At 43.2% G+C, this 13,578-nt stretch carries 15 protein-coding genes; 8 read left to right on the top strand and 7 right to left on the bottom strand.

The annotated features are described in order from the left end of the window. Positions 1-178 precede the first annotated feature (178 nt). On the top strand, positions 179-1,471 hold the full coding sequence (locus tag FZD51_RS00265) for a hemolysin family protein (RefSeq protein WP_148972911.1): 1,293 nt from the start codon (positions 179-181) through the stop codon (positions 1,469-1,471). A gap of 57 nt (positions 1,472-1,528) precedes the next feature. Here the strand turns inward: FZD51_RS00265 and FZD51_RS00260 are convergent, their stop codons facing one another. Continuing rightward, positions 1,529-2,560 (bottom strand): AI-2E family transporter, encoded by a 1,032-nt coding sequence (locus tag FZD51_RS00260; RefSeq protein ID WP_148972910.1) that lies wholly within the window; start codon positions 2,558-2,560, stop codon positions 1,529-1,531. Positions 2,561-2,921: 361 nt separating this feature from the next. Between FZD51_RS00260 and FZD51_RS00255 the strand changes: the two genes are divergently transcribed. The 4 genes from FZD51_RS00255 (at position 2,922) to FZD51_RS00240 (ending at position 4,816) form a co-directional block, all read left to right on the top strand. Beyond that, a complete protein-coding gene (locus tag FZD51_RS00255) occupies positions 2,922-3,221 on the top strand; it encodes a hypothetical protein (protein ID WP_148972909.1) in 300 nt (99 codons plus the stop codon). 137 nt (positions 3,222-3,358) lie between these two features. Then, positions 3,359-3,754, top strand: coding sequence for a VOC family protein (locus tag FZD51_RS00250; RefSeq protein ID WP_148972908.1), 396 nt, complete (start codon positions 3,359-3,361; stop codon positions 3,752-3,754). Between the two features lie 121 nt (positions 3,755-3,875). Beyond that, on the top strand, positions 3,876-4,283 hold the full coding sequence (locus FZD51_RS00245) for an NUDIX hydrolase (RefSeq protein WP_148972907.1): 408 nt from the start codon (positions 3,876-3,878) through the stop codon (positions 4,281-4,283). A 17-nt stretch (positions 4,284-4,300) separates the two neighbouring features. Further along, positions 4,301-4,816: an AAA family ATPase gene (locus FZD51_RS00240; RefSeq protein ID WP_148973280.1), complete on the top strand. Its 516-nt coding sequence runs from the start codon at positions 4,301-4,303 to the stop codon at positions 4,814-4,816. Between the two features lie 140 nt (positions 4,817-4,956). Here the strand turns inward: FZD51_RS00240 and FZD51_RS00235 are convergent, their stop codons facing one another. Together FZD51_RS00235 and FZD51_RS00230 are read right to left on the bottom strand one after the other, a co-directional pair. Further along, a complete protein-coding gene (locus tag FZD51_RS00235; protein WP_148973279.1) occupies positions 4,957-5,982 on the bottom strand; it encodes a DUF1646 family protein in 1,026 nt (341 codons plus the stop codon). 125 nt (positions 5,983-6,107) lie between these two features. Beyond that, positions 6,108-6,698: a TetR/AcrR family transcriptional regulator gene (locus FZD51_RS00230; RefSeq protein WP_187445568.1), complete on the bottom strand. Its 591-nt coding sequence runs from the start codon at positions 6,696-6,698 to the stop codon at positions 6,108-6,110. A gap of 164 nt (positions 6,699-6,862) precedes the next feature. Between FZD51_RS00230 and FZD51_RS00225 the strand changes: the two genes are divergently transcribed. From FZD51_RS00225 to FZD51_RS00215, 3 genes are all read left to right on the top strand, one after another. Beyond that, the gene (locus FZD51_RS00225) at positions 6,863-7,777 is read left to right on the top strand and encodes an ABC transporter ATP-binding protein (RefSeq protein ID WP_148972905.1); all 915 of its coding nucleotides are present in this window, start codon (positions 6,863-6,865) and stop codon (positions 7,775-7,777) included. Beyond that, positions 7,778-9,376 carry an ABC transporter permease gene (locus tag FZD51_RS00220; protein ID WP_148972904.1) on the top strand — a complete coding sequence of 533 codons (1,599 nt, stop codon included), beginning with the start codon at positions 7,778-7,780 and terminating at the stop codon, positions 9,374-9,376. It abuts the gene before it with no gap. Positions 9,377-9,586: 210 nt separating this feature from the next. Further along, positions 9,587-10,570 (top strand): CsxC family protein, encoded by a 984-nt coding sequence (locus tag FZD51_RS00215; RefSeq protein WP_148972903.1) that lies wholly within the window; start codon positions 9,587-9,589, stop codon positions 10,568-10,570. Between the two features lie 135 nt (positions 10,571-10,705). Here the strand turns inward: FZD51_RS00215 and FZD51_RS00210 are convergent, their stop codons facing one another. From FZD51_RS00210 to FZD51_RS00195, 4 genes are all read right to left on the bottom strand, one after another. Continuing rightward, positions 10,706-10,888: a hypothetical protein gene (locus tag FZD51_RS00210; protein WP_094767556.1), complete on the bottom strand. Its 183-nt coding sequence runs from the start codon at positions 10,886-10,888 to the stop codon at positions 10,706-10,708. Positions 10,889-10,980: 92 nt separating this feature from the next. Then, entirely contained in the window at positions 10,981-11,493 is a 513-nt protein-coding gene (locus FZD51_RS00205) for a CBO0543 family protein (RefSeq protein WP_262380566.1), read from the bottom strand. Between the two features lie 267 nt (positions 11,494-11,760). Beyond that, complete coding sequence (locus FZD51_RS00200) at positions 11,761-12,084, bottom strand: hypothetical protein (RefSeq protein WP_187445567.1); 324 nt, start codon at positions 12,082-12,084, stop codon at positions 11,761-11,763. A gap of 77 nt (positions 12,085-12,161) precedes the next feature. Beyond that, complete coding sequence (locus tag FZD51_RS00195; RefSeq protein WP_148972902.1) at positions 12,162-13,427, bottom strand: ATP-binding protein; 1,266 nt, start codon at positions 13,425-13,427, stop codon at positions 12,162-12,164. Positions 13,428-13,578 lie beyond the last annotated feature (151 nt).

The following is a 13,578-nucleotide window of genomic DNA, read 5'->3' as shown; positions in this document are numbered from 1 at the left end:
GATCCGGCTTAAGTAATGGATTTAAGGCTGCTGCCGACACCAGCGCCTGAATGGTTCTTAAAAAGTATGAGTGATAGAAATATTTCTCCTGACTTGCCTGATCAACTGACAGGGGATTCGCAGCGGTCATGACCCTAATTTTCCAGGAGGTGTACGCCTTACTCGGTAAGGCTATTCATTGACCACTATTAACTTGATCATTTTTGCTATTTTAATTGCATTGACCGCCTTTTTCGTAGCGACGGAATTTGCAATCGTTAAAGTAAGATCTTCTAAGATTGACCAGCTTATTGCAGAAGGGAAAAACGGGTCACTGGCTGCAAAAAAAGTCGTGACTCATCTTGACGAGTATCTTTCTGCCTGCCAGCTCGGCATAACCGTGACAGCACTGGGCATCGGGTGGGTAGGAGAATCGACATTTGAAGTGATCCTGCACCCTGTGCTTGAATATTTCCAAGTAAGCGAATCGCTTTCCCATATTCTGACTCTGGCATTTGCATTTAGCATTGCGACTTTCCTGCATGTTGTCGTAGGGGAGCTTGCCCCGAAGACTCTTGCCATTCAAAAGGCAGAGAGAATCACATTGCTCTTTGCGAGGCCCATCATCTGGTTTTACCGCCTGATGTATCCTTTCATCTGGTTCCTTAACGGGTCAGCACGTTTGCTTGTCGGACTTTTTGGCCTGAAACCTGCATCCGAGCATGAGCTTGCCCATTCAGAGGAAGAACTTCGCCTGCTTTTGTCAGAAAGCTATAAGAGCGGTGAAATCAACCAGAACGAACTGAAATATGTTAACAATATCTTTGAATTCGATGAAAGAGTTGCAAAAGAGATCATGGTGCCGCGCACCGAAATGATAACGATCAGCATTGAAGATGAATTTGAAGAAATCATGCTAACGGTGGAAGAGGAGAATTATACCCGCTATCCTGTTGTCAATGGAGACAAAGACCATATCATCGGCTATGTTAATGTGAAGGAATTCCTTACTGCAAAAATCCTGGATGACGGTATGATTCACCAACTGTCCGAGTTCGTCAAGCCTGTCATGCATGTGATTGAAAATATACCGATTCATGATCTGCTGGTAAAGATGCAAAAAGAACGAACCCATATTGCCATCATTATGGATGAGTATGGCGGAACATCAGGACTCGTTACGGTAGAAGATATCCTTGAGGAAATTGTTGGAGAAATCAGGGATGAATTTGATGACGATGAAGTTCCTGAAATCCGGAAGGTGAAGGAAGATGAATATATCCTTGATGCCAAAATGCTGCTTGAGGACGTAAACGATCTTCTCGGAATTGAACTGTTGAGTGATGATATCGATACGATCGGCGGGTGGGTCCTATCTCAGGATTTCGATGCTGAAGTTGGAACAGAAGTGGAAGCAGAAGGGTTTATTTTCAAAATTACAGAAAAAGACGGGCACCAGGTCCTGTATATTGAAGTAAAGAGAGTTTCATAGCATGATAAAAAGGATGCAGCTTAAAGGTGCATCCTTTTTATTCATAGAAAAAGCAGGTCAGCTGACGCGGGCCTGCTTTGTTTGTTTTGGGGCAATTTCTTTGACGCCCAGTATATCCAACAGAAACATAAATACAGGAATACCGACGATCAGACCCCAGATCCCGAAGAAATGCTCTGAGAAGATGAGTACAATGAAGGTATAAAAAACCGGAAGTTCTGTTTTGGAAGACATCAGCTTCGGGTTAAGGATATAAGCTTCGATAGAATGAATGACCATGACGACCAGGATGATATAGCCGACGAGCATGAATCCGCCTATAGAGTAGGCTATGATTGTCAGCGGAATCATAGAGATAATGACCCCTGCTACAGGGATTAGACCCAGTACCAATACCATCAAAGACAGGGCCACCAGCTGCGGGAAGTCCATGATCCAAAGAGCCAGTGTTGTCAGGATGCAGTTGACAATGGCAATAACAAACTGAGCCTCGATGACTTTTCCGAATGTCATGGAGAACTTTTTTGAAAAATATTCAATTTCATCATAAAAAGCAGCGACTTTGCTTGTCTTGAATTTCAAGGTAAAATCAATCAGTTTCTTCTTTTCAAGCAGGAAAAACAGGCTGAGCAGCAGGGATATCAGGACTTGCATGCCGATTTTGCTTATATCGGTAAAATATTTCAGCAAAAACGTAAATCCTTGCTCAAGATATTTGTTGATATCATTTTGTTCAATGAACAATACAATATAATTGATGAATCCATTTTCATGGGGATGCAGATAAAACGCCTGCAGCTGGGCAATCAATTGTGTTACTTCCCGTGATATGACAGGCAAATAATTTACGGCAGCGAGTGTCAGCCCTCCAATTAAAACGAGGTATAAAAACATTACCACCAGCGGCCGGTTAAGGTTCCACTTGTCTGTAAGCAGGGTGGTCAGCCGGTCCATTAAAAAGGAAAAAATAAAGGTCAGCAGGATGATATTGATCATGCTGTGCAGTGAAATAAGGAGCAAGAGGATGATCGCAAAAATGATGAACCGCTTCGCACCAGTCTTTACCCAAATATTTCTCCAGTTTTCCATTCATGTGCTCCCTCTGATTCTTATAAAACAACATCTGTTTTATAAGAAATATAAAATGATATTACTATTCAATTATAGCATCTAAACTCTCCATTACTAGCTTTCCAGCCTCTGGACAAAGCTATTTTTTAAATTTGAAGAGAATTCATTCTAATTAAAAGATACGCAATGGATTATTCGTTCATTCACCATCATAAAAATAATGAAAATGCTGTTTACTGAACAGATAAAGCAGCATGGCTCGTACAATAGGACTAGTAAAATTTGTAACATAAATGTAAAAATCCTCCGTTAAGCATACAGAAATCTTCTTCAAAAGCATATAAGCTATTCGTATATAAAGGAGAAGGGGGATCGGCTCTTGGAAGAAATTTTGCAGAAGGTAGTCTGTCCTTGCTGTTCCCGCGGGACTGTACAAAAGAGAAGGCTTTTAAGCAAGGTACTTTCCCTGCCAGTCCAGGGCAAAACGGCAGGATGGCTGTCCGAAAGCATCGAAGACTTTCTGCTTTCTGAAAGCATTCCGCTTGATAAACTTATGGAAATCCGGAAAGAACTGAATGCATCGATTGAAAAGCAAAGGAACCTTCAGGGAACTGTCAAAATACTTGACCGATATTTTAAAAGTGCCAATCGCTGTTTTTATTGCTGTCATTCTTTTTAGAAGATGAGTGTTTGCCATACGACGTTGTATATTCAGCAAAAAATCTATGATAAAGATTGAAAAAATAGCAATCAAGAAGAACTTCTCACCGGTTTTTATCTGATACACTGAATAAAATGCCAGTAGGAGGTTCTAATATGTACATTGAAATGACCACTCAGCTGCGAGTGGCAAATTTTAAAAGAGGCGAGGCATGGTATACCATCCTTCTCGACAGAGCGCCTGACTTTATTCCGCATGAAGGGTTTGCTGAGTGGGAACTTGTGCCTGGCAGCTGGCTGCAGCTGGCGTCAGGGAATACTGCAGAAGGAAGCGGGCCTATCCGCCTGGGAGTCAAGAATATTGAAGCAGAAAGACAGCGGCTGATGGATGAATTAAGGATAGAACCCTTTTTAATACAGTCACGCAGCGGGGTACCGGTAAAATGGGGCACTTTTACGGATCCTTGGGGAAATATGCTGGGACTCTTTGAATATCTTGATAAAACAGAAGAAAAGAAACGCCTCCAAGATATATGGGGACATACGTTATAAAGCAGAGTGAATATCCTCTGTTTTTTTCTTTACTCTTTTTTTCTCAAAAAAGAAGGACTTATACATTCATTATCGAAATGCTTGTTATTATAGCAGTATATGGGAGGTACAAGGAAGGCAAATGAAAAAGTGGCTTGGTTCTGCTGGCGTTTGTATTGAAAGTGGAAGACTGCTGATGGTCCTGCAGGGAGCCCCAGATGAAGAAAAACGCTGGTCAGTTCCATCGGGCGGACAGGAGCAGGGAGAGAGCAGTGAGGATTGCTGTATCAGGGAAGTGTTTGAGGAGACAGGATATTTGGCTGAAATCATCCGTCCTTTGTTTGTGAAAGAGACTGAATTTTCGGAAGTGAGTTATTTTGAAATTAAAATAGCTGGCGGCACACCTGTTATCCAGGATCCTGATGGACTTATTTATGATATATCCTGGATTGGCGCAGAAGAGCTTGAGTGTATCCCGCTTTGTTTTCCTGAGGATAGGGAGTTTCTGCTTAAGCTGTTTGGGAAGCAAGAACTACTGGAAGAGGTATAGAAAGAGAGAGATGCTTGATGAAAGTGAATAGAAAAATCCATGTTATCGGCTCTGTTGGAAGCGGCAAAACAACCCTTTGCAGAAAATTATCTGCTCAGCTCGGAATTCCCCATCATGAACTGGACAATATGGTATGGGAAAGAGGGCCGCACGGTGACAGGAGAAGGAGTGAAAAGGAAAGGGACGCTCTTTTGAAGGAAATCACAGCCTTAGACAGCTGGATCATAGAGGGGGTGCACCATACATGGATTATGGAAAGCCTAAGGCAGGCAGACCAGATCATTCTGCTGGATCCCCCTTATAGCCAAAGAACCAATAGGATCATTAAACGGTTCGTTAAGCAAAAGCTTCATATGGAAAAAGCAAACTACAAGCCTACGTTTGAAATGTTCAGAAAGATGTTCAGATGGAACCGGTATTTCGAAACAGTAAGCAAGCCGCAAATACTGGAATTGCTCAGGCCGTATGAGGAAAAGCTGTATGTTTTGGATGATGATAAGAAAATGCCTGAAATGATGGAGGTGTTAGTATGAATCTGATGCTGATCCTGCTGGCAATGCTGTCTTCAGCAGGCTTTCTGTATTACTGGGGCCAGATTGAAGGCTCAGATGATCAATAAGCAAGAGCTGTTCATAGGAGGCTAAAAAAGAAGAATCCCGGCATAATGGGATTCTTAACTATGTTCCAGCCACATAATGGCCAAATAGTAGGCAAACATGGTAAGCAGTCCGACCGGGACCCCGAAGCGTGCCCATTCCTTGCTGGTGATTTTCAGCTTTCCGGCAGAGATAATGTTAGGGATATTCCCGGGGATCAGCATGCCGCCTGAAATCAGAAGCCCGAGAAGGATGGACTGAATCGTAAAATGATCCATCGAAGGGCTGATTTCTGCTGCTGCAAGGGTGGCGTTATCAAGGATCGCCGATATCATGTTGACCCAATAAAGAAGAAATGGGCTCTGGCCGATCAGATAATGCTTGATCAGCGGCTCAAAGCCTGCGCCAAGGAAGGTAAGCCCCATAACAAACAGGTAGACTTTAATGCTTCTAGACAGTATTTCTTCATATGTTTCACTTCCGGATTCTTTACGGAAGCTTCCGGGCCGTTTTTCAGGAGGCTGGATAAGGAGCATGCTCATAATCGCTAATGCAAGAAGGGCTGCGATTACCTCTGGTCCAATCAGCTCTACCAGGAAAAAGAAGTCCTCATTCAGCTTTGAAATGGCTATGGTTGACAGGGGTTCTCCAATCGGCGTAAGGGCAGCCCCTAGGCCGATGGAAAAGCAGGACAGCACAGTAAAGCGAACCTCTGCCTGCCGTTCAAGCCGGAGGGCGCCGACAATCAGGACGAGCACCAGCGCGGCAATAATTGCGGTGATGATGCTGGATACCAGTCCCAGGACGACAACCGTCAGAGCGGAAAACAGCCTGAATGGCATTCTTCTGCTTATCCCTATGATGGTCCTTTCAAGCGGCCTCTTCAGCCATTTGAACAGCAGACCGGCAGCCAGGACAGCCGCAGTGATTTTCATTGGATCCCATGCAGCTTTAAGGAATAGTTCGCCATTGAATATCCCGCTCATATAAGCCGCAAGAATTCCCATCACAAAGAGGAAAATCTCCAGATTGTGTTCCACAGCTTTCAGCGTAAATGGCAGCAGCAGAACGAGAAAAAAGATTAAAATTAATCCAGTCATGATCATCTGCCTATTCTAGATTAGATTGTCCCTTAAAAGAAGGAACAGCCTATATATATGCAGCAGAAAGGACAAACTTTCATGATAAAGGCAAATCAGCGTAAATCAAATGAAAAAGGAAGATAGCTTTAGCGGCCTTCCTTTTTCCCTATGATTCCATAGAAAAAAATATTAGTAATATCTTCAGTCAGCGGCAAAGCCTTGCTGTATACCTCTTCCCGCTGAAAATACTCCTTCATCATCTGTACATAGAACAGCATACTTTCAAATGAAAGATCCGGATTGATATATCCTTGTTCAAGCCCTTGCCTGAACAGCTCCTTGAAAAGGGGGAGGGCTTTATCCGCATAGATTTTATCTATATAATTGCCTTCCACAGAATACTCCTTCATCATATATTGATAAAACTCTTCGTGGATTCCATTGGCATTTTCCTTTTTATTAAAAATGAGCTGCTTCACTTTATCCGGAAATGCATCATTGCTGCTGATTATCTGCTCAAATTCACTGGCAGCTTTGTCAACATAATAGAGGAATACCTCATGGATGAGCTTGTGCTTGCTTTCAAAATAATTATATATGGTCACTTGTGAAACATGTGCTTCCTTCGCAATTTCTGATATAGACACTTTATGGATTCCCGAGTCCATAAACAGTTTAATGGCTGCCTCAAGTATATGGCGCTGCTTTTGTTCTTTTCTGCGCTGAAATCCGTCCAATTTATTCACCTCAAACCTATTGTAATGAAATTTATGTAATATAACAAATAAAATAGTTCATAAACTCTTGTAAGAAGTTTAATTTATATGTATTATGAACTCAAATGATATAAATATTTCATAAATTTGAATGGCAGTATGAACCGAAGCGGGGAGGAATGGAAATGGCGATTATAGAAATGAACAGCCTTGTAAAAAGGTTCGGAAAGTTTACAGCCTTGAATGATATTAATATTGAAGTGAATGAAGGGGAAGTTTATGGCTTCATTGGACCGAACGGAGCCGGGAAGTCCACCACGATCAAAATTTTGCTCGGTATCCTGAAGGCAACCTCAGGGGAAGCAAGGCTGTTTGGAAGGGATGCCTGGAAAGATGCTGTTGATATTCATAAAAAGATTGCCTATGTGCCTGGAGATGTCAATTTATGGCCAAATCTTACAGGAGGAGAGGTATTAGACCTTTTTGCAAGGCTCAGGGGAGCTGCCGATAAAAAGCGGACAAAGGAATTACTGGAAAAATTCAACCTGGATCCTTCAAAAAAAACCAGAACCTATTCAAAAGGAAATCGGCAAAAAGTCGCTCTTGTGTCAGCCTTTTCTTCAGACGCAGAGCTGTTTATCCTGGATGAACCGACGTCAGGACTTGATCCATTAATGGAAATCGTCTTCCAGGAGTGCGTGCTTGACGCAAAAAATCAGGGGAAAAGCGTCCTTTTATCCAGCCACATTCTTTCCGAAGTGGAAAAGCTGTGCGACCGGGTCGGCATTATAAGGCAGGGGGAAATCATAGAAACGGGGTCGCTGGCTGAGCTCCGCCACCTGACCCGCACACATTTGGTTTTTCAAACAAGCAATATTGTTCCTGATCTTGAAAGCCTAAAAGGGGTTCATGAACTTAAGGCTAATGGAGGAATGATTTCACTGAAGGCAGATGCTGAAGATCTCGGTGCGATACTTAAATATGTCAGCCGGTTTGGCATCATGAAGCTGGAAAGCATGCCGCCTACCCTGGAGGAACTATTCATGCGCCATTATGAAGCATCACCGGATCATGGCAGAAAAAAGCAGGAGGAGAACTGAATGGGAAAAAGACTATTCAGCAGGACAGGATTTCTTATCCTTTTTTTGCTCAGGAGGGACAGAGTCAGGGCAGCCGTCTGGGTTTTAGCGCTTGCAGGGCTGACGATTGCGACTGCTTCCTCTTTTACTGATTTGTACAAGACCGGTGCTGAACGCCAGGCCATTGCAGAAACCATGAAGAATCCGGCTATGACTGCGATGGTAGGACCTGGCTTTGGGCTGGAAAACTATACTGCCGGCCCGATGATGGCCCATCAGATGCTCCTTTTCACAAGCATTGCGGCAGCCATAATGAGCATCCTCCTGATGGCGAGGCATACCCGGAATGATGAAGAAGAGGGAAGGATTGAGCTGATCCGTTCATTGCCTGTCGGCAGAATGGCCAATCTTACAGCCGCTGTCATTGTTTTGTTTGCTGTGAATACAGTTTTGGCCATTATCACTGGGTTAGGCCTTTACTGCCTGCAAATTGAAAGTATCGGTCTGGAAGGTTCACTGCTTTATGGAGCTGCAATCGGTGCAGCCGGCATCCTTTTTACAGGGATTGCTGCTTTGTTCGCCCAGCTTTCAGACAATGCAAGGGGAACAGCCGGCTGGTCCCTTGCTGTTCTTGGCATCGCCTATCTGATACGCGCTGTCGGGGATGTGAGCGGCGGCAGCCTGTCCTGGTTTTCGCCACTCGGCTGGATAGTTTTCACGGAAGTATATGTCAATGACTATTGGTATCCTGTCATCCTCACAGTCATTACTGGCGTCCTGATAACAGCAGCAGCCTTTCATTTCAATCTTAGACGCGATATTGATGCAGGGCTTTTCCCGTCAAGACCAGGAAAGAAAAATGCCTCCCCGCTGCTGTCCGGCCCCTTTGCACTGGCGTTCCGGCTGCAGCGGACTGCCATTGCTGCCTGGGCCGTGGGGATGTTTATCCTTGGTGTTTCATATGGATCTGTGTTTGGGGATCTGGAGTCTTTTTTTACCGAAAACGAAATGCTCAAGAGGATGATTGATCCTGCCAGCAATATATCACTGACCGAACAATTCATGACGATGCTGATGTCAGTCATATCTATGATTACATGCATTCCGCCGCTGATCTTCTTTCTAAGGCTTAAGAGCGAGGAGAGAAACGACAGAATCGATATACTATTGTCAAAACCCATTTCACGGCTGAGACTGGCAGGAAGCTATTTCTGCCTATCATTGATCTCCAGCGTTGTTATGCAAATGCTGGCTATTTTTGGACTTTGGGGGGCGGCTGTGTCCGTCATGGAAGATCCGATTCCTTTTGGAAGTATGCTGGGTGCCGGTATTGTTTATTTGCCTGCTGTCTGGCTGATGGCAGGCGCTGCCGTCCTTCTGCTGGGATTCCTCCCTAGGCTGACTGGCCTCATATGGATTATACTCGGCTATTCTTTCATCATTGTTTATTTGGGGAGCTTGCTTAACTTTCCCGAATGGCTTGAGAAGCTGTCGCCATTTGGCTATGTTCCATCATTGCCTGCAGAAGAATTAAATATGGGACCTCTGTTTTTGCTGATTGGTGCTGCTGTTTTCGCTTTTGCCGGTTTTACCGGTTATCGAAACAGGGATCTTGGCTGAAAAATAGAGTGCAGAAGCGGATGGCTGGATACCGGCCATCCGTTTTGTTTGCAAAATAGACTTTTTGCCACTGTCAACCGTACAAGCCGCGTATAGCTGCATCACATATAAATTAAGAGAGTGAAGAAACTTCACAATGCTTTCAGAACTTCAGCTTTCTTAATCAACGGGAGGAACTGTCAGCAAAAAATTCCAAGGAGTGATATAAGAATGTCAGATCAAAAAAAGAAAAAGTCAACAAGCTATCAGCATAATATGAACTATGGATGCACGCCGAAGCACACACCGAAATATCCGGCAAACCATCAGATTGATGGATACTGCAAGCCGGCCAACAAAGGGGAAACAGAAACTGTTGATGCCTTTACACGCTCTTTCCCGCCGCGCGGAGACTTTCAATTCTTCCCTGTCATCGATGCAAATGTGGTGCTGGCAGAAGTTCTTCTTGAAGCTGATGTAGAGGCGCATATCGAACTGCCGACTCCGGCAAAGGAAATTAAATCTATCCGTAAAAACGTATACCTGACTCAAGCTAAGGTAATTCCTTCTGTTGTCAGAAGAGATCTGGTAAAAGTGTTCATCACCGGTGTAGTCCACAAAAACATTCAATATGTAGAAGAATACAGCGGCTATGTAAGAGATTACGGCGTAGACATCAAATTCAGCACCAATCAGCAGGTGCGCATCTTCAATCCTGTAAATACCAGAACAAGCCAAAAGTCCAGCGTCCACGAAAACCGCTTCCTGGACAAAAAAGGACACGGTGCTGATAAAGACCAATTCGGTTCTTATCATTCCGAGTTCTTCAATGAACCAATTGAAGTGAAACTGCTTGGAGCTATTATTAACGAGCTTGATTTGGCTAAAGATCACAATCTGTGCGGCAGCTTCAAGAAAATCACTGAAAAAATGGAAGTTGTCATTTTCTTAAAACTTTTCCAGAAACAGCAGTATGATCCACGCTGCGGATTTGGGGCAGATGGATTTGCAGCTGATGATTTCGATGCTCAACCAGAATTTCAGGGTCAATATGAGGACGGACAGGACTTTGACCAGCCTGATCTTAACGGATTCGGAGACAGCTACGAAGAGGATGCCAAGTCTGGAAAAGGCGCTGACAGCCTCCGCAAGTCACTGCGCGGGCAAATGAAAGAAATTCTACGCAATGCATACAACCAAGGCTCTGATCAGTAAAAAGAAGAATAGAAACAGGAAAGAGGGACAGGCAGCAGCTTGTTCCTCTTTATTTACATAATTATTTTACCGTCTGACGAAAATTAATCGAAAAAAAAAGCCTTCTCATTGAAGGCTGGGGGAGTAAATAGGGTACTAGCGGTATTCATTCAATCCTGTACCGAAAATATCGAATTCGGGTGCTGTTCCTTTAGTAGAAGGAGGGACGACAGAACTGCTACCTGTTAAGCTGATAACCATTTTCTTGGGCTCCACTTCACCTGACCGAATGGCGGCTGCATCAGTTTCTGCCTTGAATGGGTTTTCAATCATGGACATGGCTGATTCAACTCCTCCTGAAATATTTCATACGTTTTTTAAATACCCTGCTGGACAAGTTTAAAACCTTTTCCGGAAAGAAATCTGGAAATTCATTGGCTGTTTTTATTCAAGAACTTTTTCTGCTGTTTATAATCGACCTTTCGTATAGCTTCAATAATATACCGGTTCAGGAGCGACTTGATCGTAAGTGAAGCGAATGAATGGTATCCTGTCCACCCTTTCTGCCATTTGACAAGCCTTGTTCTGCGTTCTGCCCATGATTCTATCCGGAACATGATAAAAGTAATGACAATCATTTTAACAAAAAGAAGCACCCCTTTGTCCCTGTTTGTCACCTGGTTGGCAAGCAGTGAGGCTGTCGGGTAAAACAGGTAGTCAAATAGGATATTGATATCACTCAGCTTTGGCAAAAACCGTACAGGATAGGAAACATACTTCTTGCTGACAACATATTTATCAATGATTCCGTTTGTGTACGCATTGAAAAGGTATGCAAGAAGCCAATCTTTGATGGGCGGTTTCCTTAAGGTGAAAAAGAGGATGCAGATTGAAAAAATAGACATGAACCATAATACTTTTCTGTCTGAAGCATTTCGTCCCATCGCTCTTCAGTCCCTTCTTTAAAATTAAGGCTCGGCTGTTTCAGCTGCAGCTAAAGGCAGCCGGATATTCATTCTGCTCTGAAAAAGCCAGCTTTTACAGCTTTGCGAATCCTGTCTGAATGACTCCAAAACCAACATCAATGCTAAGTACACTGAAAAAATAAAAAAGACCTATTAATAGCATGTTCAGAAGCAGTTTTTTTATGAAGGCAGGTTGGTGAAAGTGGGGAAACTGCGGAAAAAAAACAGCCTCAGAAGAGACTGTTCCTATTTATTAATGATTGTCCTGATATCAATCGAAGCCATATCGCGCGCTGCAGCAAAGGAGCGGACATTCTTTGTCGCCCAGTAATCATAAAGCCGCGCCAGGCTGTTCCGGTCGTATACCTGATGGGCATATGAGTCATAAAAATAAACAAGCAGGACATTGACAACTTCCTTTGGCAGCTGTCTCCGGTTGTTCAGGGACCTGAGTGCCAGGTTTTCCAGTCCGCGCACTTTTCCTCCTGTAAGCCTTGTGACCATTTCAAGATGGGTGGCTGTTTCACAAAAACGGATAAAATCCGGATCATACAAGTTATTCAGCATCATAAATCTCCTGTTTATGGATTCTCTCTTAACTATACACGTTATTTTTACCATGCACCATATGTGGCTTAATAGACACATTATTGTGCTCTGTCTGGAATAAGCTGAAGCGGCAGGATGATTGTAACCGCTGTGCCCCTGTTCACTTCACTTTCATACTCTATTCTCCCATCCATCTCCCTGATGATCTTATTTGTCACCATACTGCCAAGCCCGGTTCCTTTTGATTTTGTTGTGTAGAAAGGAAGACCTATCTTTTTCAGCTGTTCCTCTGTCATGCCGATTCCATTATCAGTAACCTTAAGGGATACCGTGTTTGCCAGCTGATTGGGCTGGATGGTGATCTGGATCAGCCCGTCTTTCTCTGTTGATTCTATGGCATTTTTGATTACATTCATGATGGCCTGTTTCAGGTGGTGCTCATCACCACGGACAAAATGATGCCCCTGTTCCTCAAAATGTATCGAAGTATTAATATAATTCGCCAGCGGACGGAGCAAGTCCACACTATCCCTTACGACTTTATCAAGATTCATGACAGTCAGATTGAATTGCTCCGGCTTGGCGATTTTTAAATAGTCAGTGATGATCTTATTGGTTCTGTCCAATTCCTCCAATATGAGTGGAGAAAAAGATTTAACCTGATCATCTGTCGTCTTTTCACTTAAATACTGGATGAATCCCCTGACTGTCGTAAGCGGGTTCCGTATTTCGTGGGCAATGGCAGCAGCCATCTGTCCGACCATCGTCAGCTTGTCCAGATACACAACTTCTTCTATCTGCTTATTCGTCTTAATGAGTTTCTCGATGATCAGTATAATACTGCTGAAAGTAATATAAAAAGCAGTAAAGTACATGAGATAAAAAGATAAATCCAAAAATCTTATATTGAAGTAAATGACCAGGATATATAGGATTGCATAAACTGCAAATGCTGCAGAGCTTATGATCAATTTATAAGAAGTTTCAATATATTTCTTCCGGAAAGCGAGCCCGATCAGCATTGCGAGCAATGATACCACAACACCGGTGATCATAAATGGACCGCCAATGGCTATTCTGATCAGCGAGACGACAAGTACAACGATCAGGCCGGGTATAGGTCCGGCATAGAGCGAAATAATGAGTATCGCGATCATCCTGAAATCAAAGTGAGTGTCTCCAAGCGTCTCAATAGGATACAGCATGCAAAAGACTGCTCCCAAAGATCCAATCAGCCCGTAAGTAAGCTTGTGCTTAAAGGATAGCAGCTCCTTTACTTGAAAAGGAAAAAATAAATTTGCATTAAAGGTGAATGAGAACAATATCGTCATATTTATTAAAAGCGTTTTTAGCAAAGTAATCAAATGTGATCCCCCAAAAATGACCTATATAAGAAAGCGTGGCAAACTGCCACCCTTATTATACTCGCATATCCTTGTCTGCGGGGAAATTGTACAAAATTCCTGTTTTTTTGCAGGATAAGACTGAGCTTTTTTTTGAATATATTTCAGAAAA

It is taken from the genome of Bacillus infantis (genome assembly GCF_008180445.1).
Lineage (GTDB): Bacteria > Bacillota > Bacilli > Bacillales > Cytobacillaceae > Bacillus_AB > Bacillus_AB infantis_B.
This window is presented reverse-complemented; position numbering and strand designations above follow the sequence as displayed.

Coding starts and splice junctions, on each gene's coding strand:
- FZD51_RS00260 (WP_148972910.1), bottom strand. CDS start 2,560: ATGGAAAACTGGAGAAATATTTGGGTAAAGACTGGTGCGAAGCGGTTC.
- FZD51_RS00250 (WP_148972908.1), top strand. CDS start 3,359: ATGTACATTGAAATGACCACTCAGCTGCGAGTGGCAAATTTTAAAAGA.
- FZD51_RS00245 (WP_148972907.1), top strand. CDS start 3,876: ATGAAAAAGTGGCTTGGTTCTGCTGGCGTTTGTATTGAAAGTGGAAGA.
- FZD51_RS00240 (WP_148973280.1), top strand. CDS start 4,301: ATGAAAGTGAATAGAAAAATCCATGTTATCGGCTCTGTTGGAAGCGGC.
- FZD51_RS00225 (WP_148972905.1), top strand. CDS start 6,863: ATGGCGATTATAGAAATGAACAGCCTTGTAAAAAGGTTCGGAAAGTTT.
- FZD51_RS00220 (WP_148972904.1), top strand. CDS start 7,778: ATGGGAAAAAGACTATTCAGCAGGACAGGATTTCTTATCCTTTTTTTG.
- FZD51_RS00215 (WP_148972903.1), top strand. CDS start 9,587: ATGTCAGATCAAAAAAAGAAAAAGTCAACAAGCTATCAGCATAATATG.
- FZD51_RS00210 (WP_094767556.1), bottom strand. CDS start 10,888: ATGTCCATGATTGAAAACCCATTCAAGGCAGAAACTGATGCAGCCGCC.
- FZD51_RS00205 (WP_262380566.1), bottom strand. CDS start 11,493: ATGGGACGAAATGCTTCAGACAGAAAAGTATTATGGTTCATGTCTATT.
- FZD51_RS00200 (WP_187445567.1), bottom strand. CDS start 12,084: ATGATGCTGAATAACTTGTATGATCCGGATTTTATCCGTTTTTGTGAA.